We start from the raw sequence: 24,816 nt of genomic DNA, 5'->3' as shown, positions 1-24,816 counted from the left end.
CTGGGATAGCAGCATGAGCAGAAGGCGCATTATTGTCGGCATCAGCGGCGCGTCAGGTTTCCAGTACGGGATGAAGGCTCTGACCCTGCTGAACGAGCTGGATATTGAGGTACATCTGGTGATCAGCAAAGGTGCAGAGCTGACCCGAAGTCTGGAAACCGAAATCGAACGACATCAGGTTGTCGAACTGGCCAGCGTGGTCCACTCCGTTAACGATCTGGGCGCGGCGATTTCCAGCGGGTCCTTCCGGACCGACGGCATGATTATTGCGCCCTGCTCGATGAACACGCTGGGCTCGATAGCCCATGGACTGAGTAATACCTTATTGACCCGCGCAGCCGATGTGGTGTTAAAAGAGCGGCGCAGGCTGGTATTGATGGTCCGGGAAACCCCATTAAACCTTTCGCACCTTAAAAATATGCAGCTTGTCACCGAAATGGGCGGGATTATCTTCCCACCGGTACCGGCTTTGTATCACCAGCCCACCAGCGTGGACGAGATAGTGCATTACAGTGTTGCACGCGCCCTGGATTTGTTTGACCTGCAGGGTATAAAAATTCAGCGCTGGGGCGAAGGGAATCATTAATTTATCGATCGGGAGAATGAGATGTTAATCGGACCCATTGTGAACAGCTGCGCCATTATTCTCGGCGGGCTGATCGGGGGCTTTCTCGGCGTGAAAATGCCGGAAAGATTACGTGTGGCGCTGCCTCTGACCTTTGGCCTCTCTTCCATGGCGCTGGGTGTGGTGCTACTGGTGAAGATCCACAGCATGCCGGTGGTGATTTTGTCGATGATCCTGGGGGCAGCAATTGGCGAGCTGCTTTATCTGGAAAAATATATTGGCAAACTGGGCAATATGGCGCGGGGTATCGCCGCAAGGGCGGGATAGAGCCAACGGTCTTTACCGAGAAATTTGTGGCGATACTGGTGCTGTTTTGCGCCAGCGGCACCGGGATTATCGGGGCAATGACCGAAGGCATGACGCACGATCCCAATATCTTATTTGTTAAAGCAATTATGGATCTGTTCACTGCGGCAATATTTTCCACCGTGCTGGGTTATGCGGTTGCATTAATATTTATCCCTCAATGGATTGTCCAGTTTATTATTGCTTCGGCAGCCGTTTTTATTTTACCGCACACCAATGCAGAGATGATGGCGGATTTCACCGCAGCAGGCGGATTTATCATGCTGGCTGCCGGATTCCGCATCAGTGGAATTAAATCACTTTCGGTTGGAAATTTATTGCCGGGACTGATACTGGTGATGCCATTATCCCATTACTGGAGTTTATTTATCCACTAATGTAAAATCAGGCCACCTCTTCAGGAGGTGGTTTTTGTTTTTCACTACAGGTTTTTATAACAGCGCCAGCGCTGTGGCAAAAGTGGATAAAAATGGACCTGAAAAGAATGCGCTATTTTTGCGCAATTGCCGGACAGGGCTCGATCAGTAAAGCGGCCAGGTTGCTGAACATCGCCCAGCCACCGTTAGGAAAGCGATTGCAGGAGCTGGAAGGGGAGATCGGTTCGCCGCTGTTTATCCGCACCAGCAAGCAGATGGTACTTACCGAAACCGGCGTATTTTATATCGCAAATCCTGCGAAATCCTTTGCCAGGTTAACAGCGTCACCCGTCAGACCATCGATATCGCTTCGCAGAATTAGCCGCCACGCTACCCAATGACGTGCTGTCGTTTGCCGATCTGGCCGGTTTGCCGCTGGTTCTGGTGCATCGGGTGGAGGCACTTACGAGATCCTGCTGAACCGCCTGTACAGCGCAGTGAAAAACGTCAATATCATCATGAAGGTTTCCGAACCCCGCCTGATCATTGAGATGTTTCGTGCAGGACTGGCTGGTGCCTCAATCATGCCTGAGTCAGAAGTGGCGGAAAGTGGCAGCAGAGATTATCGTATTTTCGCTATCGAACAGCAGGTGAAGCTGTTCTGCCCGGCAATCGTCACGCTGCATACGGAGAAGGATACTTTTCTGCCAGAGCAATGAGGAAGTACTGAATTTTACTTTAATCTGCTTTGACACAGTCATAATCGCCCGAAAGGCGGATCTGCTGGCTGCTGGTACGGACAACCTCCACCTGCAATGTTGCCTTGCCGTGAGCATTGGTCTGCGTCATTGCCAGTTTGCCTGGCGCACGGGTATTCTTCACGATCCAGTGATAGCGGACATTGTCGGTATCACCTTTTTTACCGGTAAAAGTGGTTTTCACCCGCTCAGCTTTGGCATTGTTAATATAAAACCCGCCATGGGGTTCAGGCTTGATGGTAAAAGGGCCGCACTGCACAGCGGCCAGCGCTGAAGAGGTAAACATCAGCATGAACAAAGCTACAGTAGCTTGTTTGAACATTTTCAATGTCCTGCAATAAAATGACTGCCGAAAGGTAACAGGTTATGGTGGCTTTAGTCGCGGTTTTCTTTATGATGACTGACGGTCGCTACCCCCGGTAGCAGCAGATCCCCCTTAACAGCAGGAGCAGCATATGAAAATTGGCTATTTATTTCCGGCGGCTGTCGGTATTGCTGGCGTTGCGCTGCTGGTCTGGTTTATCGCCAGCGGCGCCTGGATGCCGGGTGCCTGAGCCGCGTCTGCCAGTGAGAATGGCCCTTTCACACCGCCAGCGCCATTCTCACCTGGCAGATTAGAGCGGAAAGCGTCCTGCCCGGCTGGTTCAGACCGGCCCCTGACTGGGCTTCACCAGTCTGATGGCATGCTCCAGCACCTTCTGTTCATCCCTGTCCGCATCATGACGCTCATTGCGGGTCTTCTTCAGCAGATCGGCCAGCGCTTCACGGCGCGTGTCATATCCCGCCTCAGCCAGCACAATCACCGCATCTCCCACTACCCGACAGACTTCGTCATAGTACTCTTCGCTTAAGATATCGCGTTTCATCCCGAATCATCCTCATTCCACACCAGAAAACAGTGCATTTTGCCTGACATCAAGATCCAGCTTAGAACGTTATGATGAAGTTTCAAATCCGGGTCAGTCTTCAAAATACCAGTAACCCTGATTGATCAGCCCGGTCAGCTCAGCCACAAACTCCGGATTTTGCAGCCCATTGCCCAGCTCCTGCTGGCCGAGTTCGGTAAAGCGACACAGCCGATCGGCAGCGTGGGGATCCACGGTGTCTAAAGGCTCACTGTTAATAAAGAAGCTGCCGTCAATATTCAGCACGCGCAGCCCACTCAGGCGGATCAACATTTCACCGTCCATCAACGCATCCCTGACTTCCTCCGGCGAATACGGTGGTTCCGCCGGAGCGATATCCAGCTCATGGCGGGGCGTAGTGGCAAAGCTGCCAAACCACTGATTAAAGCTCTCCGGCTGATTAAGCATTTCAGTCATCATGCTTCGCACACGTTCAAGCTCGTGTGCTTCTACTTTGCCCGGATGCGCGCGGCAGGTTAAATCCGGGTCGCTATAGTGCTCGCCGCCCAGATCGTTTTCCAGCGCGTAGTCGGCAAAGCTGCTGATCAGCTCGCGCCCATTGGGGCCACGGAAGCCAACGGAATAGTTAAGCGCGGTTTCATGAGTAAAACCATCGTGCGGAAACCCTGGTGGAATATACAGAATGTCGCCGGGTTCCAGGTCTTCATCAATGATTGGCGTAAACGGATCGACGTGCAGCAATGCCGGATGCGGGCAGAACTGACGCATAGGGATTGCGTCCCCCACACGCCAGCGGCGGCTACCCATTCCCTGAATGATGAACACATCGTAATTATCAATGTGTGGCCCGACGCCGCCGCCCGGTACGGAAAACGAGATCATCAGATCGTCCAGCCGCCAGTCCGGCAACACGCGGAACGGGCGCACCAGCTCTGCAGACGGCTCGTGCCAGTGGTTAACCGCCTGCGCCAGCAGCGACCAGCCGGTTTCACCCAGACCGTCGAAATGCTCAAAGGGGCCGTTACTGGCCTGCCATTCGCCGCCGAAATGGGTCACCAGGCGGCTGTCCACCTCGGGTTCCATCGCCAGCCCGGCCAGCTCGTCCGGACTGATGGGATCGACAAAATCAGGGAAGGCCTTTTTCAACACAACGGGTTGTTTTTGCCAGTATCTTTCAAGGAACTCGGGCCAGTTCAGGTTCAGTTGATATGCCATACGTTCGCACCAGTCAGGAAAGAGAGGGCGTGATTATCAGCCTGTGCCACCCGGCTTGCCTTGTTAAAGGTCAAGTGCTGAACAGATAATCGGATCGGTTTAACTTCTTTATAGTAAGACCGGCATTAATTAATGATGAAATTAAGGTAATATTATTCCTTTACTGATTCAAGTTAATTAGTTGAATAAACTTAAGCTACTTACTACAGCCTCCGTCCTTGCCCGGCAATGACATGTCGTAATTAATTCGCCACATGAAATTTATATGTTCCCTCATATTCAGTATGCCTTCATATAGTTAAGAAGCAGAAAGCGTCGTTTAGTAAAGTTCTGAACAGAACACACTCTTATTACCAGATTCTCGCCATTAAAAAGCCCGCATCTGCGGGCTGGTTACTATTTGCGAAAAGGTTTATTCATTCGCTGCGGGTTTGCAGCCAGCATAAACGTAGCCTTCATGAGCATTGCGAATCACATAGCTGTTCTTCAGCTTCACGAAAGTCAGATCTTTCTGTTTGCCTGCCATCACTTCCGTCCCGTCATCCGTCTTCATAGCAGTCAGTTCAGGACTGGTGATCTGCTTTACACCATCAGTCCAACTATAGGGCAGGATCGTCTACTGGGGTGGGGTCAGTCCACACAGGGTATGGAGAGGTGATTGAATAAATGTTTGATGAAACTGATATGTGGCTGTTAATGAGTTTTAACACTCATTAGGAAACATCCTAAACAATAGCGCCAGTAATTATTGTAGTCTTAATCTGCATACAGCAAGTCCGATGGTCACCCAGCATGGCCCACATTGTGGGCTTTCATGGCAAGTCTGTTGTTATGGACATCTATGATTCATCCGCTGTGATACATCCTTAACTTTATGATTATCTGGCACGTTATGAAAAAGATCATCTTCCCTCTTGTTATAACATCCCTTGCAGTGATATTCATGTTAACTATTATGGGTCTAAGCCCACTGCCATGGTGGTAAGCCTCTGCGTCAGGACAGGTCGAATCAGCTCTTAGTTTTCGAACGCACCTATGGAAAATTCTGCCAGAAGTTACCGATTTTATGCTTCACATTTTTCTTCAGGGCTGTACCAGGGTAAATGATAACGTACCCACACCAGGGGATTTCGGTGGGATATTTCCACAGAGAATGTGTGCAGACAAGGATAACAGTCACACAGAAACCAATATGCGAATTTTAATCGCCCCAATTCTGTTAGAAGTCATGTCACTCATTGTTCCTGGTGTCGTAATCCTTAAATGATCTCAGAGTAGCGCACTACAAATCAGCATCAGGGCTGGTTATAAATGGAGTGTTCAGCAGGGAGGCTTCATAGCGGGCGACCACCGCGATAGTTTTTTGTGCCTGTCGCTTAAGTTTCCCGCTACGCTGCCGTTATTAATATGTACCTTCACCACAAAGTTGAAGGGATAAAAAGACACACAGCCTCATCTCTGCCCGCCATGTGCGGGCTTTTTTTATCACGCCAGAAGATATCTTCAGACCACATGCCTCACTGATTGTTGTTTTTTTATGCCAACTGATGCCATAGTCCAAACGTTGAAAGCAACACTCTTGTATACCTCTACTTATGCCGGCGCCCCTCTCATGCACTGGCATTTTTTTGCTGATAACTTGCAAAAAACATTAGTTCGTCTAATCTGAAAATGACACCCATTCCTGTGTCAAACTGGTAAGGTGAAAATAACTTTAATGACTTTTTCCCGCCCCTGCACCGGAGGCGGGTTTTTTTTAAGTTTTTTCAGGAGTGACCGATACATTCAACATTAGATGGCGACTGAATGTGCTTCGCCTGGCACAAGTCAGCACCAGGGAAACCGATTGAGCTTATTTGCAAACTGTTTTTAACCAGCCCTAAGGCCGGTTTTTTTGTGTCTGAGATACCTGTTGTGCTTTAAATGCAACGACTGTAAAAGATATGTATAAATCTATGCAGTTATCTGTATGGTTGCTGCTCAGCAAAGCGCTGACATTGGATTTCCCAATCCCCCCTTGTACAAATTCATGCCCGTGTAACGCGGGATTTTTTAATGTGTCAGCTGTCACTGAAAGTGATGTAGTTCATCCGATTTTCGTAAACCGGCTCTTTCCTATAGTTAACCACCACGCTAATCATCAGGTACCAGTTCGTCACGCTGGATTGTCACGCCTGCAGGCACAACGATGTCGCTGGTCGATAGGTCCCAGCGCACAAACCCCGACGCCGGTGTGGCCGCTTTACACGGTGCACGTTTCATATATCCGTGCGGCGTCAACCAGTCCTCTTCTGCCAGGTCCGGCAGCAAATTTAGCGCCAGATAATCGATATACCCGTAAACCGTGTGAACCGCTGCTGCCTGTACGCGCCCGTAGACTTCGACGTCTGTGCGGCGCAGTGCGGCCAGCGTATTGTCGGCGGCAAGGCGGGTCTTTATATCGCTGCGGATCGTGGTAATTAACTGCGAAAGGGTTGGACGGTTAAAGCCGCTGTCAGCCATTCAGATTGCTCAATAAATCATCACAGGATATACCCGCGCAGATAGTTGATATTTCAGGGGGGATTATCAACATGCGGCTCCTTGCTTGATTTCAGGGTTAATTGATATTATCGAGGCCTATCTCACCGGTTTAGGATATAAGGATATGATCCTGTTTACGGCATCTATGGCACTGATTTTTAGTGCATTATCTTTTGCAGCATTTTTTTATCATATGCAGCAACTTCTCAAATATAGCGACTCACCTTTTTGGATATCCTTGCTTCTGATAATCCTGCCGCTAATCGCTTTTTATTTTGCTTATTGTTCTGTTGGGCTTTCTCTTGAACAAGCTGGCATGAAACTTCAAATTTATTAGTTACACTTAAGATGCAACATTAACAGCACTTTTTGATCAAAAAAATATTGTACAGGTTTTGTTTTATTGTATAAGTTTAGTTCGGAGTTATTTGAACCAGGTAACAAATCCCAGATGGGACGCCTCTGAAAGGAAAGCTGACCTCTACTTTCAGAGGACTTTTTTTGTATAGTTTTTTGAGTTCTATACATGGTTACCACTTTGAAACTACACATATTTATACTTTTGGTAGGAATTCATCATGCAAGAACAACAAACAAATACTGCTGCTGAGATTGAAGCTTACCTGATGGCTCAGTCAAAAACATGGACGACGAGTCTATGGTCATTGGTGAAATCATCGCTGAATTGACTGCTCGTGAAGGCATGGTTTCAAACAAGAAAATTATCATGCAACTCCTCGAGCGTCTGGAGACTGAGCGTGATGTCGTAATGCTCGATGTATATCGAAATACGTTAGAGATTGTTGTACATCGCACACCGGATGATTTGGTTAAATAAACCATTCCCATGGATGGGGATTTTTGCTGCACAACCAATAAACCCTTCCGCCGGAGGAATACCTCACTGAGTTTTGGAAATATTCTTTGGCTCAATTGCGCGAATGTATTCCTGCAGACTGGCTATTTGCTTGTCTGCTGTGCAGAAAAAAAGCCCCGATGGATGATGATCGGGGCTACCTTCCGCCATTCAACGGATTGGACTTTCTCGGTTAACAACAGATAACAGAAGGTGAGTATTTTCTACAATATCATTTTTCGTCTGTCAAGCGGCAGCAACGTGTGCACAAGTGGCAGCTGTATCCCATGGGCCGGGCATGTGTGAGCGCCCTTTGCGCAGAGTAAAATGTCCCAATGAATCTTTTCGGAATGAGTGGACATGACATATTGCAACTCTTTGTGTGTATTGAGAAATCACCAATCGGATCTTCTACGATATAGTAATATTTTGCCTGCATACCCCACCCTCTTTCGGAGTTATCTGAAAGAGTATAATTCATTAGACATGCAAAAAGTAAGGGTGTTATGGTGCCTCCAGGTGAATCGTTGGCTGTTCCACCGTGATCCGCTGCAGAACTACAACGCTTCATTGCGCCTGACACTTAGCCCCACCGCTCAGGGGGATTCACCGCAACGGCAAAATATTATCACCTGACCAGAAAGCAAAAAAAACCGCCAGAAAGTGAGGTTCATAATTGTGAAGGTGTTACGGGCGTAGATTTCCCAATCTGAGAAGATATTACGCCATTTCTGTGCAAAAGCAAATTAAATTCCCAGAAAGACAATCGTTCAAAGAAAGCACTTTTCCGGGCGAGTCCAATTCCCTATTATTAAATGTGGATAATTATCATACAAGGAAACGTTATTGAAAACGGTATCAGCATTGCTATTACCCCCGTTCAACTGGCAGCGGTGGTTTCTGATTAAACACTCACTGAATCTGACGGCATGAGCAACCGCCTTTGGGGCGGTCTTGAATTGATCATGGGAGCAGTTGAAATGGCTGGGGCTACGGCTTTGTGTATCGCTCCTGAACCGACAGGAGCAAGCCATATTACATTTTAACCGTGTTCCCAATGTTCAGGTAAACAATATGAATAATGACGCCTTAGATCATCTGATGGGGGCATACTTCAACCAGGACTATTATCTGTCAGGTGAAACTATTGAAGAAGTCATGCAAGACTACCTTGAAAGTAAATCATCTCAAACTGTCAATGACCTAATAAAAAATTGTGCCGAGTTTTTGAATCAACCAGAAGTAGAGCGTCGGTTTGAGGAGTTGTACCGGTACGATTTCAAACCGGAAAGATGGGGCCTTACGGCTGCGGAATTCCTCAAGATTATTTCAAACCAAGCCAAATCTGCGCTAAGAACATAATGACTCAATGGCTCACGTCCGTGTGGGCCTTTTCACCTTGTTTCTTTCCAGAACTCCGCGTCAGCATGGCTCTCTTCAATCTCACACTTCGCCACCAGCTTTTCAAAGAACGGCTACCAGTTGTAGTATGAGGCCTCAGAGATCCCGGCCTCGCGGCAGACGTCTTTAACGGTGCGTCCGGCTTCGACGGACTTCAGGACGGCAATGATCTGGTGTTCGGTGAATCGTGTTTTGCGCATGGCGATCTTCTCCAGGGACATTGTCAGTATGCCGGAGGATCTCTGAATATTAATGGTCCGCTTTACCGGGATGCTTACACTTGGACTAGGGTGGACCAAATAGAAGTATTATATTCTGACTTAAAAGAGTCCCTTCAGGATTGTATATAAACCACTTACCCATTGTATTTAATTAATTTTTCTTCGTTAAATTTAATTGGATACCCCCAACAATTTTTCTCTCCCTCTCATGTGCGTACTAACTGGTAAGAGCTGAAGAATATTTCAACAGCAATTTAACACTTGATTATGGATTTCTCACGGCAAAATTTTCTATATATAAGCAAAACATGGTCGGTTTGGTCGGGTAAGTCGGTTTTTTTGTGTAAATATCGTTATTGTTCAGACAGATAGAGTGATTTAAAAAACCGACCTTGAGGTTGGATTGGTCGATTTTCTGGTGCTGCGGTTCGGTTATGATAATGGATAATCAATAAAATCAACTAGATAATAGAGAAAATGTAATTTCGCAGGTCGGTTTTTTGGATGAGGTGACGGTTTTAACACGGGGTATGCAGCAGTAATTGAAGAGATGTTTGATGAAGGGGATATGTGGCTGGTTAATGAGAGGTGAGTCACATCAGAAAGCATTGAAATTTATTAGTGCCAGATCATACTGTAGTATTATCAGCGCATGTAATTTTCCTTTGTGGTCAGTCAGTTTTGCCCGCCTGGCGGGCTTAACTGATAAATGCGGCTCATGACTACTTAATCACCAGCATACAAGAACATTTCCAGAAGGTGCACTCAACTTGATTTTCAAACTGCCTGGCCTACAATGAAAAAAAGTATCTTTCCTTTACTGGTTTTTTTCTTAATAGCAATGCTTCTGTTTGCTATCTTGTGTTACAGTTCTCTCCCATGGTGGTAATCTCTGCCAGCCAGGTGTGACAACACCCAGACCCAATGGCGGGCTTAGTGTTTTTTATTCCCTTCCTTTCCTGACCAGTCTGATGGCATCCCGTAGCACCCCTTTTAGCTTAAAACCGGCTGCCTTTTGCCTCTTTGCTTCCAGATAGTGCAGGATGTTCTCACTAGTTATGGGCGATCCTTCCTGAGCCAGCATAACGACCGCTTCCCCAAGCTCGACATTGATTAAGTAAGCCTCGTCATTCTCGTTGTTCACCGTCATAACTACTCGCCTTTTGTCTGAAATCATAAAAACCATTAAAGAATTAAAGCCTAATTCAATCATGTATTACTGGCATAAAAAACCACAACAAATCATTTAAACCCGCACTTAATATGTCGTTAAGCAACCGCTTACAGTTAATCATGTAAGGTTGCTTCGCGATGAGGACATCGCACGAGAGTAATTATTTATATCATCGTTTTTCCCGTCGGACTGTTTCTTGATTGTGTCAGTATCCCGACGGGCTTTTTTTAGGCGTCACTGATAGTGATGTACTTCAGTATTCCATTGACGTAGACCGTAATTTTGCCGTTCACCAGCGCTGTCCGGATCATCATGATGCCGCCGTCAAAGCCCAGGCCGGTATTGCCAGCAGATATCGAAAATTTTGCCGTAGCATCCCTGAGGCCGTCGATGGCCGCCAGCTCTTCGTCAGTCAGTGCAGTTCCGCTGAAATCTAAATACGCGCATGAACCGCCGTCAAAGCGTGATTTTGCGCTTGTCTCTACCTGAACATTCGAATAACCAACGTACGTTCTGAGCTGGACGTAAATATAAATATCAGATGAATAATCAGCGCGGTATTTAACCGCCCCGACAGGGCATGCGCCCTCGCCATGCCAGCTGATTAAATTCTTCTCCGCTGACCCTTTATTTTGCGCCCTGATAACGCATTCTCCGCTGCCGAATCGCGCATCATTCACAACATGACTTTCGTTAACCGTATCCCAGTGAACTGTACCCATGATTGTCATTTCAGTTGTGTCACCCGTATCCCCGGCATGCACTTTACCGGCTCCCCGGTACAGTGCTGCATGTTGAAGTTACTCAGCTGGATAGCTGTGGAATGGTCCCATACGCCCGCCTCACGATCTGACCACCGTGCCCGCAAAAAGCTGGCGCTGCAGTGTGTTGCATAAAACTGGCTGATTGCGGCATTAACTGAAGAAAGCCGTTCTTCAAGTTCGGCTTTTTCCCTCACCAGGCTGTTGTAGCATTTTACAGCCTGGGGCTGTTGGCTTAGCCAGTCCTCAAGTACATGAGGTGCCATTCCAGGATTATAAAAATACGCTTCAGTTTGTACAGGTTCCATTTCGTTCACCCTATAAAACGAGAAAAGGCCGCACATGGCGACCTTCTAAATGATTACCCCGACGCATTATCGCGATAGTTACATGGCTCGTCGGCCCGGGGCTAATTTAAAACATTTAACCCCGGCCTAAGCCGGAGTTTTGTTGTCAGGTATGGATATTGGAGTAAAGATTATTCAATCTGGGTTATGTTCAATAACCTCCCGTTCTCCCCCTGAAGGAGAACCACTGCTGGAATTAATGTTGATTTTCCTGGGTTTCTCACTCTCAGGTATTTCCTGGTAAAGCTGCACTGAAAGCAAACCATGTTCCAGTTTTGCTCCTGTCACCTTAACCTTTTCCGGCAGAGAATAACTTAACTGAAAATCAGAACGATTAATTCCACGGTGTATCCAGTTACCCTCTCCTTCTTTTGGTTCGGTTTCCTCAGTGTGTTTTCTGCCATTGATTGTAAGCTGACCTCCTACCGTTTCAACCTCAAGCTCCTCTTGAGTCCAGCCAGGAATGGAAACCGTTAATTCATAATTGGTTTCATCCTTCCTGTAAAAATCATAAGAAGGTGGAGATGCACGTTTTTCGTCCGCAGTCATCTGACTGATTAAGCGATCAAAGCGGTTAAAACGTTCGGCGGTGCCTGTATCAATGAAGTTTGGTACTAAAGATAAGTGTCTTAGAGCCATGATTAACCTCCTGAATTATCCTGTATATTCAAAAGTTCAAACGGGTACAGCTCTGCTTACCCGAAACTTATATAGTACCAGCCAGAAAGTTTTCAAGAGCACATGAGAAATTTTTTATGGATATAAAAAGCCCCGGTAGAGGGACTGGGGCTACCTTCCGCCTTTCAACGGATTGGACTTCGGTTAACAACAGATAACGGAAGGTGACTATTTTCTACAACGTGACTTTTCAGATGTCAACATACAGCACTGCGGACATAATTTGCATTTGAGGCCCATAGACTGGGTATGCGTCAGCGCCCCCTGAACCGAGTAAAAGGTTCCAATAAATCGCCTGCGCGTACGCGGAGGAAGAATCCTGCAATCCCCTGCATGCAAACAAAAAATATCACGACGCATTTCAACAACATAATAGTATTTACCTTTCACTTTTCATTCCCTTATGGAGTTTATGGGAATGTGATAGTGCAATGAATCCAATAAAAATGTTGAAACAATCATAATAAAAATGAGGGTATTGCGGTGCCTGGTGCCTCCAGGTGAATCGTTGGCTGTCCCACCGTGATCCGCTGCAGAACTTCAACGCTTCATTGCGCCTGACAGTTAGCCCCACCGCTCAGGGGGATTCACCGCAACGGCAAAATATTATCACCTGACCAGAAAGCAAAAAACCCCGCCATATGGCGAGGTTCAGAAGTGTGAAAGTGTTACGTGCGTATATTTCCCACTTTGGAAAGATATTACGCCATTTCTATGCAAAAGCAAATTAAATTCGCAGAATGACAATCGTTCAAAGAAAGCACTTTTCCGGGCTCATCCAATTCCCTACTATTAGAGGTGGATAATTATCATACAAGGAAACGTTATGGAAAACGGTTTTAGTATTGCCATGACACCGGTACAGCTCGCCGCCGTTATGGAAAATGAAGCAGCTACAGGGGATTCAGTCAGCAACAGAATATGGGGCGGAGTCGGCTTCCTTGGTAGTGTGCTGGAACTCGCCAGCGCAACGGCGCTTTGTCTTGTACCGGAGCCTACCGGGTTAACGAAAGCCGGATGTATCGTTGTCGGAGCTCACAGCCTTGATGACGTAAGCTCCTCTGCCTACCAGGTTTATAGCGGTAAACAGACTGCATCAATGACTGCCCGCGCTACTGCCGGGATCGCCAGCGAACTGGGTGCTTCTGATGCTAATGCAGAGCAAATCGTAATCGCCGTGGATATGGTCATCCCGTTCACTATTGCAGGCGTGGTGCGCGTTGCATCGGTCAAGATGGGTCAGGTCCAGCTGATAACTCACGAAGCTGTTAAAGGAGTCAAGGGAGGCGGCCATACTATTAAAAAACACATTGGTAAGTCCGGGCCGGAAATGTGGGATAAAATCCAGAGGGGGTACACTAAACCCTCTTACTGGCGCTACCAGTTCGTTCCATGACATAAAGATTGCTGAGAAGGCTCTTAGCAAAGCGATCAAGGCAAACCGGAGTAGGATCAGGGCCTGGGCCAAGAGCACCCCCGTTGATCGTGCTGATGAATATTTAGAGCTCCGCTATACTCACAGCAGCCCTGTTGGCAGCGTAATAACGGTGCAATCAGGTAAATTGGTTGAAACTAATAAAATCGAATTCGTTCTTTCGAAGAAAAAATACATTAACAAGCCTTATTATATTTTAACTGCCTTCCCAATTCTGGGTTAATTTTATGAAAAAATATGAATATATCAGAATGTTCTTTCAGATCTTTTTCGGCCCTGACTGGGGTGACACCTATGAAGAAATTGCTGATTCTTATGTCGACCACCTGGATGGGGAGGATAATAACTTTATTGAGGAAATCGACGATTTTTTAAAGCACTACTCTGATAATGATTCAGCAAATTTAGCCCTTGAAGAACTGTGCGGGGAAAGCATGGCATTTTTACGCCCTACCCCTGTTGAGTTCCTTGCATGACTGTCAGCTTATCTGAAGCAAAAGCGCGACCAGTCAATCTGTGAAGCCCGCTTGATGGCGGGCAATATCGTTACTGGCTTACACTCCTGAACTCCGCGTCAGCGTAGCTCTCTTCAATCTCACACTTCACCACCAGCTTTTCGAAAAATGGCTTCCAGTTCCGGGACCAGGATGATTGCGTCAGATCCGGCAGCAGCAGGGTCACCGCCTGAAATGCCCTGCTCGATGGCATACGCCTGTAACCCCGACCTGAGCAGCGCTCACATTCCCGCTCCACCGGCGCACCCTGCCGTGCTGATTCTGCCAGGTCACGCACCCGGCCCGTGCCGTTACACCTGCAGCGGGCTGTAATCTTCCCCTTTCCATTGCAGTGCTGGCAGCGCTCCTTCACCAGCTCCGTTTCGGTGCGCGGTGGGATCACCTCTTCACCGGAGAGGTTTATGTATCAGGCATACCTCACCACTTCGCGTTCAACCTGCTTAAACCCGGTGCCGCTGCAGTGCTGGCAGGTGCTGGTTGTGGCCGCCGAGCGGGAATATTCTTCAAAGGCCAGCTTCGATAACACCGCCAGACATTTACCCAGCTTTCCACCAGCAGCCCGGATCACCAGCTTCGGCGCGGTGCGGTGCGGTGCGGTGCGCATAACTCAGCAGCTGCTCAATGGTGCGGTAACGGTCATCGTTGCTGACGCCAGTTTTCGCCAGGAACGCTGACATACCGAACCCGGCTTTTGACTGGCAGTAACCTATCGCACCCATCAGATCGGTGCCGGTCAGGCTGTCGGATGAGGTAGCTCGGGAACTGTCCGTGAACGTCTGGCTTTTAGGACTGAAGTATTTCACCGCGGATTCAAGTTTCATGCGCTTTACCTTTGCTGTGACCGGACATCGCAATTATCCCATTTTATGCAATATACATCCACATCCTTGCAATAAATGAAACATAGTCAGCTTCCCGTATGGTCACCAATCAGGTTCAGATACACTCCGTCGCTGTCCGCATTCATGTCCTGATAACGGGGCCAGGCCAGATACCACTTCAGAACGTCCAGCGCCTCGCTACGGGTCACCGGCCTGATGGTTTCCAGTAAGCCGTCAAGGTAATTGCACCGATCCCACAGATGTGTGTCTTCGTGAGGGTAACTGTCAGGGTAGAGCTCCTTATAAGCTGCACTGCGCATCATATACAGCCAGTCCCAGTACTGGATTTCACGTATCACGTCTGACAGGGTGTGAGGCTCAGGCAGCACATCAGTGAATGTGAATTTTTCACTCTTATCATACATATAGTCACAACAGATAAGGTCGCATGGATTTATCCGGAGGACAGCAAATCAGGCAGGGCTATTGGTGTAGCGCTGAACGATCTGGCTTGATCGGTACTGCGTCGACAGATTGGCAATCATCAAGCATGGGTGTTCGTTCATACATCAGCAGTTAAGCGAAATGACGGAACGACGACGACAGCGGTCAGGAAAATGCGGGTTGATTCTAATACTGCATGGCGATCAGCTTTAGCCAGGGCAGGAATAGATGATTTCCGCTTTCACGATCTGAGACATACATGGGCGAGTTGGCTGATTCAGGCCGGAGTGCCATTGTCGGCGCTGCAGGCAATGGGAGGCTGGGAAAGCATTGAAATGGTACAGCGCTACGCTCATCTGGCACCGAACCATTTGACAGAGCACGCCATATTGACGCAATCTTCAGGGCGTCTGTCCCAAATCTGTCCCACATGGAAAATTTGAAGACTGGAGAAAGCAGGTAACTTATTGAATTTAAATGGTACGCCCTACAGGATTCGAACCTGTGACCTACGGCTTAGAAGGCCGGTGCTCTATCCAACTGAGCTAAGGGCGCACTGGGGACTGCGTGGGTCGAATTATACGGTGCGATCGGCCTGAGTCAACGATTTATCGGGCTGGATCGGTCTGTTGCTGCACTATTGAACAGTAACAATCGAAACTGTGCCTGACAGCAGCGCCCGCTTCTGACAAAATAGGCACCAATCCCCGTTTCAACTCAACACAGATGGATCCCCTCTCTGATGGCAGCAAAGATTATTGACGGTAAAACGATTGCGCAGCAGGTGCGACAAGAGGTTGCTGAAAAAGTACAGCAGCGTCTGGCCGCCGGCAAACGTGGCCCAGGACTGGCAGTTGTGCTGGTCGGTGAAAACCCGGCTTCGCAAATTTATGTCGGCAGCAAACGCCGCGCCTGCGAGGAAGTGGGTTTTATCTCCCGCTCTTACGACCTGCCTGCTTCAACCAGTGAGGCAGAGCTGCTGGAACTGATTGACCAGCTGAATAACGACGGTGAAATCGACGGGATCCTGGTTCAGCTGCCGTTACCGGCAGGCATCGACAACGTGAAAGTGCTGGAGCGCATCTCCCCGTCGAAAGACGTTGATGGCTTTCATCCTTATAACGTTGGTCGCCTCTGCCAGCGCGCGCCTAAACTGCGTCCCTGCACTCCGCGCGGCATCGTCACCCTGCTGGAGCGTTATAACATCGATACCTTCGGCCTGAATGCCGTGGTGGTGGGGGCTTCCAACATTGTTGGCCGCCCGATGAGCATGGAGCTGTTGCTGGCTGGCTGCACCACTACTGTGACCCACCGCTTCACCAAAGATCTGCGTCATCACGTTGAGCATGCCGATCTGCTGGTGGTGGCTGTCGGTAAACCGGGCTTTATTCCTGGCGACTGGATCAAGCCAGGCGCTATTGTGGTTGATGTTGGTATCAACCGTCTGGAAAGCGGCAAAGTTGTGGGCGATGTTGATTTCGAAGCGGCTTCAGAGCGTGCTTCTTACATCACTCCGGTTCCCGGCGGCGTTGGCCCGATGACCGTGGCGACGCTGATCCAGAATACCCTGCAGGCTTGCGAAGAATTTCACGATGGAGCGGAAAAATAGTGGCAACATTCTCACTGGGCAAACACCCACACGTTGATCTGTGCGATTTACTCAAGCTGGAAGGCTGGGTGGAAAGCGGCGGCATGGCCAAAGATGTAATCGCTGATGGCCAGGTCAAAGTTGACGGCAAAGTGGAAACCCGCAAACGCTGCAAAATCGTTGACGGCCAGACTGTCGCCTTCGCGGGTAACAGCATCAAAGTTACCGCCTGATCCTCCTGTCAGCCCTGCCCGTCCGGGGGGCTTTTACACCACTACCGTCTCTCCATCCTTCTGCGCCAGTTGATAATGGCGAAGCTCACAGTGCCGCCCAATCTGTTCTGCCAGGCGTGGCGAATGGCTGGTCACCCAAATCTGGCTGTAGCGACTGGCTTCGGCAATCAGCAGCGCCAGTGCAGGAAGCAGATCCGGATGCAGACTGTTCTCGGGTTCATTAATCGCCATAAACGTTGGCGGTCTTGGGCTGAGCAGCGCCACCACCAGGCAGAGAAAACGCAGCGTCCCGTCAGACAGCTCAGCGGCTTCCAGCGGTCTGAGGATCCCTTCACGCTGCATCAGCATCTGAAAACGCCCCCCCTGTGCCTCAACAAAAAACTCACTGCCCGGAAACGCTTCTGCCAGCACTGACTTCAGTAACTCGGTATGACCGCGTTCGCGGATGGTTTCAAAAGCTGCAGCCAGATTATGCCCGTCATGAGTCAACACTGGCGCACGAATCCCCACCTGTGGCGCACGGATCGACGAGCCGGGCCAGACGGCAAACTCATTGTAGAAGCGCCACTTACGGAGGTTTTCGCGCACCTGAGAAACTTCAGGGTAGAGGTGAGGATCGGAAAGCTGAGAAAACACCGACTCTTCTTCATGCAGCGAGGAGGGATAGGCAATCCGCTCTCCACGAATATTGTTAAGAAAAGCCACCTGATTCTGGCGTTCCAGCAGCAGCGATGACGGGCGACGACGATGCCCGCTCAGCCAGACTTTCTCCGTCTTGACCAGCGGATCAAGATTGAACAGGCTGATCAACGGCTCGGGAAAGCCGATTTCCAGCTGATAGTCATAGTCGTCCATCTCCACGCCCAGCACCATGCGTTTACCGTTGCGCCGGGTTTCACCCGGTCTGGCCGCTCCCGCCCACATGGTTTTCTGAATGCCGCCCTCTTCCGCCAGCGCAGAGGAGAGGCGACCGCTGGCAGCCTCATGCATCAGCCGTACAGCTTTATAAAGGTTGGATTTTCCGCAGCCGTTTGGGCCACTGATCACGTTGAGCTGCGATAACTCCAGCGTGACATCACGGATGGAGCGAAAACCGGCCAGAGAGAGTTGCTGAATGGACATCGTCGTCTCCTGCAGAAAGCAGACAGGGACTTTCGCCCCTGTTTTTGATTACCGTTGGATCAGGCTGAGATTACTTGCGACGCCAGCTGGTTCCCTGTGGGCCATCTTCCAGCACGATACCCATCGCCACCAGTTTGTCGCGCGCCAGATCGGCCTGTGCCCAGTTCTTCTCTTTACGGGCATCCAGCCGCATTCTGATTAGCGCTTCAATTTCAGCGACCTCATCATCGTTACCCTGCGCACCGCTCTGCAGGAACCGTTCCGGATCCTGTTCCAGCAGACCAAGCACGGAAGCCAGCTGACGCAGCTTAGCTGCCAGACCATTGGCCGCGCCCCCGTCTTCTGCTTTCAGCCGGTTGACTTCGCGTGCCATATCAAACAACACCGAGTAGGCTTCCGGCGTGTTGAAGTCGTCGTCCATTGCCTCGCGGAAGCGGGTCTCGAAGACCTCGCCGCCTGCCGCTACCACTGCAGCATCAGTGTTGCGCAGCGCAGTATAAAGCCGCTCCAGCGCCGCACGAGCCTGTTTCAGGTTATCCTCGCCATAATTCAGCTGGCTGCGATAATGGCCCGACATCAGGAAGTAACGCACCGTCTCCGCATCGTAGTGCTCCAGCACGTCACGCACGGTAAAGAAGTTATCCAGCGATTTAGACATCTTCTCACGGTCAACCATTACCATCCCGGAGTGCATCCAGTAGTTCACGTAGGGGCCGTCATGCGCACAGGAGGACTGGGCAATTTCATTTTCGTGATGCGGGAACATCAGGTCTGAACCGCCACCGTGGATATCGAAGTGCTCACCCAGCTGCTTGCAGTTCATTGCGGAACATTCAATGTGCCAGCCCGGACGCCCTGCGCCCCACGGTGAAGGCCAGCTTGGCTCATCGGCTTTCGACATTTTCCACAGCACAAAATCCATCGGATTGCGCTTCACGTCCGCTGCGACTTCCACGCGGGCACCGGCCTGCAGCTGCTCCAGATCCTGGCGGGAGAGCAGGCCGTAATCCGGATCGCTCGCAACTGAAAACATCACGTCGCCATTGCTGGCTACATAGGCATGGTCGCGGTTAATCAGTTTTTCAACCAGTTCGATAATCTCAGAGATATGGCGTGTGGCACGCGGCTCCAGATCCGGTGGCAGGATGTTCAGCGCAGCAAAATCAGCATGCATCTCGCCAATCATCCGGTTAGTCAGTGCTTCCACCGTTTCACCGTTTTCATTGGCTCGTTTGATGATTTTGTCATCAATATCCGTAATATTCCGCACGTATTTCAGCGAATATCCCAGGTATCGCAGATAGCGGGCCACCACGTCGAAGGCCACGAACGTTCTGCCATGACCAATATGACACAGGTCGTAAACGGTAATGCCGCACACGTACATACCGATTTGCCCGGCATGAATAGGTTTAAATTCCTCTTTTTGACGACTCAGGGTGTTGAAAATCTTAAGCATTGAGACATTCCGTTTTTTAGCGTGTGCGGGGGATTACCAGTGAAACTCTTATTCTGACGTATTGTTAACGTAAGCGCCACGCAAAGCAAGGTTATGCAGGTCTGTGTTTATGCGGCAGTGCTGACTCGTCATCACATTTTGTGATATAAGAACGGTCTGTCAAAAGCGTGCTGACGCCTGCGGGCTGACAGCACCGGCTTACCGTTAACCACTTCAACCTTTACAGGATGAGAATATGGTCACTTTCCAGACTAATCATGGCGATATCGTTATCAAAACCTTCGATGACAAAGCGCCGGCAACCGTTAAAAACTTCCTGGATTACTGCCGTGAAGGTTTTTACGACAACACCATTTTCCACCGTGTTATCAACGGCTTTATGATCCAGGGCGGCGGTTTTGAACCTGGCATGCTGCAGAAAGGCACCAAAGACGAAATCCGTAACGAAGCCAACAACGGCCTGAAGAACACCAAAGGTACGCTGGCAATGGCCCGTACTCAGGCCCCTCACTCGGCGACTGCGCAGTTCTTTATCAACGTAGCTGACAACGACTTCCTGAACTTCCGCGACGAAAGCCTGCAGGGCTGGGGTTACTGCGTGTTTGCTGAAGTGGTCGAAGGCATGGATGTGGTTGAGAAAATCAAAGCCGTCTCTACCGGTCGCAGCGGTATGCACCAGGACGTACCGAAAGATGACGTTGTGATCCAGAAAGTCACCGTCAGCGAATAATGCCTCACACGCTGTTTATCGCAGATTTACATCTGTGCGAAGAAGAACCGGCAATCACTGCCGGTTTTCTTGCTTTTTTAAGACGTGATGCACGCCAGGCCGAAGCGTTATATATCCTGGGTGACCTGTTTGAAGCCTGGATTGGCGATGATGACCCGGTGCTCCTGCACGCTGAAATTGCCGCAGAACTGCTGGCCCTAACCCGTTCGGGTATCCCCTGCTATTTTATCCACGGCAACCGTGATTTTCTGGTTGGCAAGCGCTTTGCCCGTGCCAGCGGCATGGCTCTGCTGCCGGAAGAGAAAGTGCTGGAGCTGTACGGAAAACGCCTCCTTATTATGCATGGCGATACGCTATGTACGGATGATGAAGGTTATCAGCGCTTCCGTCGCAAAGTGCATCAACCCTGGTTGCAAACGTTGTTTCTCGCCCTGCCGCTGTTTATCCGCAAACGTATAGCAGCAAATATGCGTGCGGGCAGCAAGCAGGCCAACAGCAGCAAAGATATCGCCATCATGGACGTCAACGCTGATGCCGTGAACCAGACGATGTCGCGCCATCATGTTCACTGCCTGATCCATGGTCACACTCACCGTCCTGCCGTCCATCAACTGACCGTTGAGGGCAAACCCGCAGAACGTCTGGTTCTGGGAGCCTGGCATACTGAAGGCTCGATGATCCGGGTGAGTGACAGCGAAACTGCGCTCATTTTCTTTCCGTTCAGCGGCTAAAAAAAGTGCCGCTTAGCTCCTGCTGACGCCCACGCAACCGTTTTCCTCACCGTGGAGTCATGGTATTCTCTCTGCCCTTCCCATCTGACTGCCCAACCGGCCTTCAGATGACGTTTGTACAATCACAGGAGTCAGACCCGCATGTCATCCAACGCCGCACCGGCCCGCATTGCTATTGTTATGGGTTCCAAAAGTGACTGGGCAACCATGCAATTTTCCGCGGAGATCCTCACCAGCCTGGCCGTTCCTTTCCATTGCGAAGTGGTTTCAGCGCACCGCACGCCGGACAAACTGTTCAGCTTTGCCGAACAGGCCGCGGAGAACGGTTTTCAGGTGATCATTGCGGGTGCAGGCGGAGCGGCTCATCTTCCGGGTATGCTGGCGGCCAAAACGCTGGTGCCGGTACTGGGTGTGCCGGTGCAGAGCGCAGCGCTGAGCGGCGTCGACAGCCTCTACTCCATCGTGCAGATGCCGCGCGGTATTCCTGTCGGAACGCTGGCGATTGGCAAAGCGGGTGCTGCTAATGCGGCGCTGCTGGCAGCCCAGATTCTGGCGCTGCACGATGCGGATCTGGCTTCACGGCTCACCAACTGGCGTCAGACTCAGACCGATGAAGTGCTGAACAACCCGGACCCGCGGGAGGAAGCATGAAGCCAGTTTGCGTATTAGGAAACGGTCAGCTGGGCCGTATGCTGCGCCAGGCCGGTGAGCCGCTGGGCATCGCGGTTTACCCTGTTGGGCTGGATGCCGAGCCGGAAGCGCTGCCGATCCATCAGAGCGTGATTACCGCAGAAATCGAGCGCTGGCCGGAAACGGCACTGACGCGCGAGCTGGCTGACCACACTGCATTTGTTAACCGCGATATTTTCCCTCGCCTGGCTGATCGACTGACGCAGAAGCAGTTACTGGATCAGTTGGGTCTGGCTACCGCACCCTGGCAGTTGCTGGCAGATGCCAGCGAATGGCCGCAGGTGTTTGCCTCGCTGGGTGAACTCGCCATCGTTAAGCGCCGCACTGGTGGCTATGATGGCCGTGGTCAGTGGCGCCTTCGCGACGGTGAGACTGATGCGCTTCCAGCCGACTGCTATGGCGAATGTATCGTCGAGCAGGGGATCAACTTCTCTGGCGAAGTGTCGCTGGTAGGAGCCCGTGGGCACGATGGCAACACCGTGTTTTACCCGCTGACCCATAACCTGCATCAGGACGGCATTCTGCGCACCAGCGTGGCACTGCCAGAGCCGGATGCGACCCGCCAGCAGCAGGCTGAGTCAATGTTGTCTGCCATCATGAACGAACTTAACTATGTCGGCGTGATGGCGATGGAGTGCTTTGTGGTGCCGGAAGGCCTGCTGATCAATGAGCTGGCCCCGCGCGTGCACAACAGCGGACACTGGACGCAAAACGGTGCCTCGATCAGTCAGTTCGAGCTGCATCTGCGTGCCATTCTGGACCTGCCGCTGCCGAAGCCGGTGGTCAGCACCCCTTCCGTAATGGTCAACCTGATCGGCACTGCGGTAAACACAGCCTGGCTGAACGAATCGCTGGTTCATCTGCACTGGTATGAGAAAGAAGTCCGCCCTGGCCGCAAAGTTGGCCACCTGAACCTGTCTGATGTCAGCGCCGGCTCGCTGCAACAGGCGCTGAACGCGCTGGTCCCTCAACTTCCTGAAGAGTACGCCAGCGGAATTGCCTGGGCAGTAGAGCGACTCAGCTAAGAAATGTGCTGTTCTGCACAATCCCGGCAGTGATCGATAAATAACCCGGGTAAATGCTAATCAGAAGAGGCAAGCTAATTTGCCTCTTTTTTGTTATCTGAACACTCCCTCTCCCCCGCTACGCCTCGCCTGAGTATCCGGTCGGTCAAAAAGGACAGTGCTTAACTGTACTTAAGTATGGCTTTTTTTCACCCCTAAAATTTCGTATTGTATGACCCAGCAGTTAAAACAAATAAAAAGTAATTTCAGTTAGTTAGTTAGTTATTTTTTGCCAACACCAAGGGAACCATTGCTATCAGTTCATGCATTTTAAATATTAGTTTTCCTTACAACTAAATTTAGCCTGATACGCTTTGGTTCACCTTACCTCTCCTGTCCGTTGCTTCACCTTCTCTCACCCACTCCCGTACCGTTAACGTGGCTGGAAAATTAAAGATATGTTAACATTGCTCAACTACGGAGGATTTACTTTCCCAGGGAGACAGTGATATGACGAAACTATTTTTTGGTAACCCGGCCATTAATTCATCTATTCAGGATTATCTGGAAAGAAAACTCAGCCAGTACAACAACATCAAGTATGCCTATGCCATCATGAGCAAACGGAACCCGGCAGACTTTTCGATTATCTCCAATCGCAAAGAGTGGTTCGAAGTTTATACCAAAAATAATTTTCAGTTTATCGACCCGGTTTTAATCACAGCGCTTTACCGTATCACCCCATTCTCCTGGGATGAAAACATCATGTTGAATAAAGGTGTTAAGGTTCCCAAGCTGTTTGATATGGCGAAGAACCACAACATCGTTAACGGCTATACCTTTGTCCTTCACGATCACAATAATAATCTCGTCGTGCTCTCTATTATGCTGGATAAGCATTGTGACGATAATACTGAAGAGCTGATCAAAGATAATAAACACAAAATTCAGATGTTGTTGATCAAGACCCATGAAAAGCTGACCTTGCTTTATCAGGAGCTGGCCAGTAAAAAAGATTTTGATCAAATGAACAACCGGGAAATTTTCTCAAAAAGGGAAAATGAGATCATCTACTGGGCCAGCGTCGGTAAATCCTATCAGGAGATTGCCCTGATCCTGGGCATCAAACTCACTACCGTGAAATATCACATCGGCAACGCCGTCAAAAAGCTGGGCGTTACCAATGCAAAACACGCGATCAGGCTGGGAATTGAGCTACAACTTATCAGGCCCGTTCTTTCTGACGGGGAATGACAGCGGCCAGCCATCCAGTTGACACTCCAGTTCGGGTGCCTTTGCGTGCACATTATCAATCAGCCGTTGCTGGTTCGGTTTATCCACTGGCATATAAATCAGATAGATATTCTGCTGCTTCTCAGAGAATCCCTGCTCAATCACCGAGATCTCCCAGCCTGATTTTTTGAAAATCAGGTACATTGGGTGGCTGACAATGGCATAAATCCCTTCGTACTGATTATGTCTGGCGTAGTTAATCATCGACAGGAACAGCAGCGCACTGATGGGCTGCTGACGAAGCTCCAGCGCCTGAACCCGATTTTTATCTATAAATAGCCGACTCGCCTCAACATAATTGCCTTCAGGCAAATCGATATTTTTAAACCAGGATTTAAATGTCCCCGTGATCATATTGGGGTATTTAATTTCAATAAAACGCAGACTGCATATACAAACATTATTATACACGCCGAAGATATAAGTGGTCTGTTGATTATCATACTCATCAGACTCCATATTATTCTCGCTGCTCACCATCCAGTTGAGTCTGTCCTTGAAGACTTCTTTTCTCAGAGTAAACAACTCCCTGCTTCTGACTTCCGAAAGGAGCGGGTAACTGACATCAAGCAAATCCAACATTGTTATTATTCCCTGATTTTAATATACACATCCCCATCCTCTCCTTTTCGTAATAAGTAACGCCTTCGGTGCACCCAAAAGT

The 24,816-nt window shown here is 49.7% G+C and carries 31 protein-coding genes, 1 tRNA gene and 4 pseudogenes; 19 read left to right on the top strand and 17 right to left on the bottom strand.

The annotated features are described in order from the left end of the window. Positions 1-13: 13 nt before the first annotated feature. The 4 genes and pseudogenes from AC3Y5R_RS07930 (at position 14) to AC3Y5R_RS07915 (ending at position 2,006) form a co-directional block, all read left to right on the top strand. Entirely contained in the window at positions 14-586 is a 573-nt protein-coding gene (locus AC3Y5R_RS07930; RefSeq protein ID WP_489920878.1) for a UbiX family flavin prenyltransferase, read from the top strand. Positions 587-607: 21 nt separating this feature from the next. Then, positions 608-1,308 (top strand): annotated as a pseudogene (locus AC3Y5R_RS07925) (DUF554 domain-containing protein). A 92-nt stretch (positions 1,309-1,400) separates the two neighbouring features. Then, entirely contained in the window at positions 1,401-1,688 is a 288-nt protein-coding gene (locus AC3Y5R_RS07920) for a LysR family transcriptional regulator (RefSeq protein WP_489920877.1), read from the top strand. Positions 1,689-1,784: 96 nt separating this feature from the next. After that, positions 1,785-2,006 carry a hypothetical protein gene (locus AC3Y5R_RS07915; protein ID WP_489920876.1) on the top strand — a complete coding sequence of 74 codons (222 nt, stop codon included), beginning with the start codon at positions 1,785-1,787 and terminating at the stop codon, positions 2,004-2,006. A 19-nt stretch (positions 2,007-2,025) separates the two neighbouring features. Here the strand turns inward: AC3Y5R_RS07915 and AC3Y5R_RS07910 are convergent, their stop codons facing one another. Next, positions 2,026-2,367, bottom strand: coding sequence for a hypothetical protein (locus AC3Y5R_RS07910; protein WP_489920875.1), 342 nt, complete (start codon positions 2,365-2,367; stop codon positions 2,026-2,028). A 133-nt stretch (positions 2,368-2,500) separates the two neighbouring features. On the opposite strand from AC3Y5R_RS07910, the gene AC3Y5R_RS07905 reads away from it, so the two are divergent. Continuing rightward, the gene (locus AC3Y5R_RS07905) at positions 2,501-2,599 is read left to right on the top strand and encodes a YoaK family small membrane protein (protein ID WP_157032633.1); all 99 of its coding nucleotides are present in this window, start codon (positions 2,501-2,503) and stop codon (positions 2,597-2,599) included. Between the two features lie 90 nt (positions 2,600-2,689). Here the strand turns inward: AC3Y5R_RS07905 and AC3Y5R_RS07900 are convergent, their stop codons facing one another. The 4 genes and pseudogenes from AC3Y5R_RS07900 to AC3Y5R_RS07885 form a co-directional block, all read right to left on the bottom strand. Next, positions 2,690-2,911, bottom strand: coding sequence for a DUF2767 family protein (locus AC3Y5R_RS07900; protein ID WP_158783799.1), 222 nt, complete (start codon positions 2,909-2,911; stop codon positions 2,690-2,692). Between the two features lie 93 nt (positions 2,912-3,004). Continuing rightward, complete coding sequence (locus AC3Y5R_RS07895; RefSeq protein WP_489920874.1) at positions 3,005-4,126, bottom strand: ribosomal protein uL16 3-hydroxylase; 1,122 nt, start codon at positions 4,124-4,126, stop codon at positions 3,005-3,007. 412 nt (positions 4,127-4,538) lie between these two features. Next, positions 4,539-4,679: a hypothetical protein gene (locus AC3Y5R_RS07890; RefSeq protein WP_489920873.1), complete on the bottom strand. Its 141-nt coding sequence runs from the start codon at positions 4,677-4,679 to the stop codon at positions 4,539-4,541. Positions 4,680-6,271: 1,592 nt separating this feature from the next. Then, positions 6,272-6,628, bottom strand: a pseudogene (locus AC3Y5R_RS07885) (baseplate J/gp47 family protein); the annotation flags it as partial. Between the two features lie 145 nt (positions 6,629-6,773). On the opposite strand from AC3Y5R_RS07885, the gene AC3Y5R_RS07880 reads away from it, so the two are divergent. The 3 genes from AC3Y5R_RS07880 to AC3Y5R_RS07870 all read left to right on the top strand — a co-directional run bounded on the left by AC3Y5R_RS07880 (position 6,774) and on the right by AC3Y5R_RS07870 (position 8,867). Beyond that, entirely contained in the window at positions 6,774-6,986 is a 213-nt protein-coding gene (locus tag AC3Y5R_RS07880) for a hypothetical protein (protein WP_489920872.1), read from the top strand. Between the two features lie 321 nt (positions 6,987-7,307). Continuing rightward, positions 7,308-7,487: a biofilm development regulator YmgB/AriR family protein gene (locus AC3Y5R_RS07875; RefSeq protein WP_489920871.1), complete on the top strand. Its 180-nt coding sequence runs from the start codon at positions 7,308-7,310 to the stop codon at positions 7,485-7,487. Between the two features lie 1,092 nt (positions 7,488-8,579). Continuing rightward, positions 8,580-8,867: a contact-dependent growth inhibition system immunity protein gene (locus AC3Y5R_RS07870; protein ID WP_489920870.1), complete on the top strand. Its 288-nt coding sequence runs from the start codon at positions 8,580-8,582 to the stop codon at positions 8,865-8,867. A gap of 116 nt (positions 8,868-8,983) precedes the next feature. Here the strand turns inward: AC3Y5R_RS07870 and AC3Y5R_RS07865 are convergent. The 5 genes and pseudogenes from AC3Y5R_RS07865 to AC3Y5R_RS07845 all read right to left on the bottom strand — a co-directional run. Further along, positions 8,984-9,106 (bottom strand): annotated as a pseudogene (locus tag AC3Y5R_RS07865) (transposase); the annotation flags it as partial. A 964-nt stretch (positions 9,107-10,070) separates the two neighbouring features. Further along, the gene (locus AC3Y5R_RS07860) at positions 10,071-10,340 is read right to left on the bottom strand and encodes a hypothetical protein (protein ID WP_489920869.1); all 270 of its coding nucleotides are present in this window, start codon (positions 10,338-10,340) and stop codon (positions 10,071-10,073) included. A gap of 188 nt (positions 10,341-10,528) precedes the next feature. After that, on the bottom strand, positions 10,529-11,023 hold the full coding sequence (locus AC3Y5R_RS07855) for a hypothetical protein (RefSeq protein ID WP_489920868.1): 495 nt from the start codon (positions 11,021-11,023) through the stop codon (positions 10,529-10,531). Positions 11,024-11,028: 5 nt separating this feature from the next. After that, positions 11,029-11,370: a hypothetical protein gene (locus AC3Y5R_RS07850; RefSeq protein WP_489920867.1), complete on the bottom strand. Its 342-nt coding sequence runs from the start codon at positions 11,368-11,370 to the stop codon at positions 11,029-11,031. Between the two features lie 174 nt (positions 11,371-11,544). After that, entirely contained in the window at positions 11,545-12,048 is a 504-nt protein-coding gene (locus tag AC3Y5R_RS07845; RefSeq protein ID WP_489920866.1) for an Hsp20 family protein, read from the bottom strand. Positions 12,049-12,913: 865 nt separating this feature from the next. On the opposite strand from AC3Y5R_RS07845, the gene AC3Y5R_RS07840 reads away from it, so the two are divergent. The 3 genes from AC3Y5R_RS07840 to AC3Y5R_RS07830 are packed head-to-tail and all read left to right on the top strand — an operon-like array spanning position 12,914 to position 13,998. Continuing rightward, a complete protein-coding gene (locus AC3Y5R_RS07840) occupies positions 12,914-13,483 on the top strand; it encodes a hypothetical protein (protein ID WP_489920865.1) in 570 nt (189 codons plus the stop codon). Further along, complete coding sequence (locus tag AC3Y5R_RS07835) at positions 13,398-13,745, top strand: RNase A-like domain-containing protein (RefSeq protein ID WP_489920864.1); 348 nt, start codon at positions 13,398-13,400, stop codon at positions 13,743-13,745. The genes AC3Y5R_RS07840 and AC3Y5R_RS07835 overlap by 86 nt, the downstream gene beginning before the upstream one ends. A gap of 4 nt (positions 13,746-13,749) precedes the next feature. Continuing rightward, positions 13,750-13,998 (top strand): contact-dependent growth inhibition system immunity protein, encoded by a 249-nt coding sequence (locus tag AC3Y5R_RS07830; RefSeq protein WP_489920863.1) that lies wholly within the window; start codon positions 13,750-13,752, stop codon positions 13,996-13,998. Positions 13,999-14,068: 70 nt separating this feature from the next. On the opposite strand, the gene AC3Y5R_RS07825 is transcribed toward AC3Y5R_RS07830, so the two are convergent. The 3 genes from AC3Y5R_RS07825 to AC3Y5R_RS07815 form a co-directional block, all read right to left on the bottom strand. After that, complete coding sequence (locus AC3Y5R_RS07825) at positions 14,069-14,419, bottom strand: antitermination protein Q (RefSeq protein WP_489920862.1); 351 nt, start codon at positions 14,417-14,419, stop codon at positions 14,069-14,071. Between the two features lie 154 nt (positions 14,420-14,573). Then, on the bottom strand, positions 14,574-14,858 hold the full coding sequence (locus tag AC3Y5R_RS07820) for an antitermination protein Q (protein ID WP_489920861.1): 285 nt from the start codon (positions 14,856-14,858) through the stop codon (positions 14,574-14,576). A gap of 86 nt (positions 14,859-14,944) precedes the next feature. After that, entirely contained in the window at positions 14,945-15,283 is a 339-nt protein-coding gene (locus tag AC3Y5R_RS07815; protein WP_489921018.1) for a hypothetical protein, read from the bottom strand. Positions 15,284-15,298: 15 nt separating this feature from the next. On the opposite strand from AC3Y5R_RS07815, the pseudogene AC3Y5R_RS07810 reads away from it, so the two are divergent. Next, positions 15,299-15,765, top strand: a pseudogene (locus AC3Y5R_RS07810) (site-specific integrase); the annotation flags it as partial. A gap of 15 nt (positions 15,766-15,780) precedes the next feature. Here AC3Y5R_RS07810 and AC3Y5R_RS07805 read toward each other — a convergent pair. Beyond that, a tRNA-Arg gene (locus AC3Y5R_RS07805) sits at positions 15,781-15,857 on the bottom strand. A 187-nt stretch (positions 15,858-16,044) separates the two neighbouring features. Here AC3Y5R_RS07805 and folD point away from each other — a divergent pair. Both folD and ybcJ read left to right on the top strand, forming a co-directional pair. After that, on the top strand, positions 16,045-16,911 hold the full coding sequence (gene folD / locus AC3Y5R_RS07800; RefSeq protein ID WP_489920860.1) for a bifunctional methylenetetrahydrofolate dehydrogenase/methenyltetrahydrofolate cyclohydrolase FolD: 867 nt from the start codon (positions 16,045-16,047) through the stop codon (positions 16,909-16,911). Then, on the top strand, positions 16,911-17,123 hold the full coding sequence (gene ybcJ, locus AC3Y5R_RS07795) for a ribosome-associated protein YbcJ (RefSeq protein ID WP_489920859.1): 213 nt from the start codon (positions 16,911-16,913) through the stop codon (positions 17,121-17,123). The genes folD and ybcJ overlap by 1 nt, the downstream gene beginning before the upstream one ends. Before the next feature lie 33 nt (positions 17,124-17,156). On the opposite strand, the gene AC3Y5R_RS07790 is transcribed toward ybcJ, so the two are convergent. After that, the gene (locus AC3Y5R_RS07790; protein WP_489920858.1) at positions 17,157-18,245 is read right to left on the bottom strand and encodes an AAA family ATPase; all 1,089 of its coding nucleotides are present in this window, start codon (positions 18,243-18,245) and stop codon (positions 17,157-17,159) included. Positions 18,246-18,315: 70 nt separating this feature from the next. After that, positions 18,316-19,704, bottom strand: coding sequence for a cysteine--tRNA ligase (gene cysS / locus AC3Y5R_RS07785; RefSeq protein ID WP_489920857.1), 1,389 nt, complete (start codon positions 19,702-19,704; stop codon positions 18,316-18,318). Positions 19,705-19,939: 235 nt separating this feature from the next. Between cysS and ppiB the strand changes: the two genes are divergently transcribed. From ppiB to AC3Y5R_RS07760, 5 genes are all read left to right on the top strand, one after another. Then, on the top strand, positions 19,940-20,434 hold the full coding sequence (ppiB, locus tag AC3Y5R_RS07780; RefSeq protein WP_158783821.1) for a peptidylprolyl isomerase B: 495 nt from the start codon (positions 19,940-19,942) through the stop codon (positions 20,432-20,434). Next, on the top strand, positions 20,434-21,165 hold the full coding sequence (lpxH, locus tag AC3Y5R_RS07775) for a UDP-2,3-diacylglucosamine diphosphatase (RefSeq protein WP_489920856.1): 732 nt from the start codon (positions 20,434-20,436) through the stop codon (positions 21,163-21,165). The genes ppiB and lpxH overlap by 1 nt, the downstream gene beginning before the upstream one ends. Positions 21,166-21,306: 141 nt before the next feature. Next, positions 21,307-21,816: a 5-(carboxyamino)imidazole ribonucleotide mutase gene (gene purE / locus AC3Y5R_RS07770; RefSeq protein ID WP_489920855.1), complete on the top strand. Its 510-nt coding sequence runs from the start codon at positions 21,307-21,309 to the stop codon at positions 21,814-21,816. Further along, entirely contained in the window at positions 21,813-22,880 is a 1,068-nt protein-coding gene (gene purK, locus AC3Y5R_RS07765) for a 5-(carboxyamino)imidazole ribonucleotide synthase (protein WP_489920854.1), read from the top strand. Before purE ends, purK begins: the two co-directional genes overlap by 4 nt. 489 nt (positions 22,881-23,369) lie before the next feature. Beyond that, on the top strand, positions 23,370-24,113 hold the full coding sequence (locus AC3Y5R_RS07760; protein WP_489920853.1) for a helix-turn-helix transcriptional regulator: 744 nt from the start codon (positions 23,370-23,372) through the stop codon (positions 24,111-24,113). Here the strand turns inward: AC3Y5R_RS07760 and AC3Y5R_RS07755 are convergent. Next, positions 24,075-24,734, bottom strand: coding sequence for an acyl-homoserine-lactone synthase (locus tag AC3Y5R_RS07755; RefSeq protein WP_489920852.1), 660 nt, complete (start codon positions 24,732-24,734; stop codon positions 24,075-24,077). The genes AC3Y5R_RS07760 and AC3Y5R_RS07755 overlap by 39 nt on opposite strands. Positions 24,735-24,816 lie beyond the last annotated feature (82 nt).

Source organism: Erwinia sp. 009765445 (assembly GCF_058137865.1).
The sequence above is the reverse complement of the archived record's forward strand: the minus strand, read 5'-3'. Positions and strand labels throughout refer to the sequence as shown.

What these genes read in the sequence shown, in the direction of transcription:
- AC3Y5R_RS07870 (WP_489920870.1), top strand. Translation starts at nt 8,580, where the DNA reads ATGAATAATGACGCCTTAGATCATCTGATGGGGGCATACTTCAACCAG.
- ppiB (WP_158783821.1), top strand. Translation starts at nt 19,940, where the DNA reads ATGGTCACTTTCCAGACTAATCATGGCGATATCGTTATCAAAACCTTC.
- AC3Y5R_RS07790 (WP_489920858.1), bottom strand. Translation starts at nt 18,245, where the DNA reads ATGTCCATTCAGCAACTCTCTCTGGCCGGTTTTCGCTCCATCCGTGAT.
- AC3Y5R_RS07850 (WP_489920867.1), bottom strand. Translation starts at nt 11,370, where the DNA reads ATGGAACCTGTACAAACTGAAGCGTATTTTTATAATCCTGGAATGGCA.
- AC3Y5R_RS07840 (WP_489920865.1), top strand. Translation starts at nt 12,914, where the DNA reads ATGGAAAACGGTTTTAGTATTGCCATGACACCGGTACAGCTCGCCGCC.
- lpxH (WP_489920856.1), top strand. Translation starts at nt 20,434, where the DNA reads ATGCCTCACACGCTGTTTATCGCAGATTTACATCTGTGCGAAGAAGAA.
- AC3Y5R_RS07880 (WP_489920872.1), top strand. Translation starts at nt 6,774, where the DNA reads ATGATCCTGTTTACGGCATCTATGGCACTGATTTTTAGTGCATTATCT.
- AC3Y5R_RS07760 (WP_489920853.1), top strand. Translation starts at nt 23,370, where the DNA reads ATGACGAAACTATTTTTTGGTAACCCGGCCATTAATTCATCTATTCAG.
- purK (WP_489920854.1), top strand. Translation starts at nt 21,813, where the DNA reads ATGAAGCCAGTTTGCGTATTAGGAAACGGTCAGCTGGGCCGTATGCTG.
- AC3Y5R_RS07895 (WP_489920874.1), bottom strand. Translation starts at nt 4,126, where the DNA reads ATGGCATATCAACTGAACCTGAACTGGCCCGAGTTCCTTGAAAGATAC.
- folD (WP_489920860.1), top strand. Translation starts at nt 16,045, where the DNA reads ATGGCAGCAAAGATTATTGACGGTAAAACGATTGCGCAGCAGGTGCGA.
- cysS (WP_489920857.1), bottom strand. Translation starts at nt 19,704, where the DNA reads ATGCTTAAGATTTTCAACACCCTGAGTCGTCAAAAAGAGGAATTTAAA.
- AC3Y5R_RS07905 (WP_157032633.1), top strand. Translation starts at nt 2,501, where the DNA reads ATGAAAATTGGCTATTTATTTCCGGCGGCTGTCGGTATTGCTGGCGTT.
- AC3Y5R_RS07755 (WP_489920852.1), bottom strand. Translation starts at nt 24,734, where the DNA reads ATGTTGGATTTGCTTGATGTCAGTTACCCGCTCCTTTCGGAAGTCAGA.
- AC3Y5R_RS07830 (WP_489920863.1), top strand. Translation starts at nt 13,750, where the DNA reads ATGAAAAAATATGAATATATCAGAATGTTCTTTCAGATCTTTTTCGGC.
- AC3Y5R_RS07855 (WP_489920868.1), bottom strand. Translation starts at nt 11,023, where the DNA reads ATGGGTACAGTTCACTGGGATACGGTTAACGAAAGTCATGTTGTGAAT.
- AC3Y5R_RS07890 (WP_489920873.1), bottom strand. Translation starts at nt 4,679, where the DNA reads ATGAAGACGGATGACGGGACGGAAGTGATGGCAGGCAAACAGAAAGAT.
- AC3Y5R_RS07930 (WP_489920878.1), top strand. Translation starts at nt 14, where the DNA reads ATGAGCAGAAGGCGCATTATTGTCGGCATCAGCGGCGCGTCAGGTTTC.
- AC3Y5R_RS07860 (WP_489920869.1), bottom strand. Translation starts at nt 10,340, where the DNA reads ATGATTGAATTAGGCTTTAATTCTTTAATGGTTTTTATGATTTCAGAC.
- AC3Y5R_RS07815 (WP_489921018.1), bottom strand. Translation starts at nt 15,283, where the DNA reads ATGTATGATAAGAGTGAAAAATTCACATTCACTGATGTGCTGCCTGAG.
- AC3Y5R_RS07845 (WP_489920866.1), bottom strand. Translation starts at nt 12,048, where the DNA reads ATGGCTCTAAGACACTTATCTTTAGTACCAAACTTCATTGATACAGGC.
- AC3Y5R_RS07920 (WP_489920877.1), top strand. Translation starts at nt 1,401, where the DNA reads ATGGACCTGAAAAGAATGCGCTATTTTTGCGCAATTGCCGGACAGGGC.
- AC3Y5R_RS07900 (WP_158783799.1), bottom strand. Translation starts at nt 2,911, where the DNA reads ATGAAACGCGATATCTTAAGCGAAGAGTACTATGACGAAGTCTGTCGG.
- AC3Y5R_RS07820 (WP_489920861.1), bottom strand. Translation starts at nt 14,858, where the DNA reads ATGAAACTTGAATCCGCGGTGAAATACTTCAGTCCTAAAAGCCAGACG.
- AC3Y5R_RS07910 (WP_489920875.1), bottom strand. Translation starts at nt 2,367, where the DNA reads ATGTTCAAACAAGCTACTGTAGCTTTGTTCATGCTGATGTTTACCTCT.
- AC3Y5R_RS07875 (WP_489920871.1), top strand. Translation starts at nt 7,308, where the DNA reads ATGGTCATTGGTGAAATCATCGCTGAATTGACTGCTCGTGAAGGCATG.
- purE (WP_489920855.1), top strand. Translation starts at nt 21,307, where the DNA reads ATGTCATCCAACGCCGCACCGGCCCGCATTGCTATTGTTATGGGTTCC.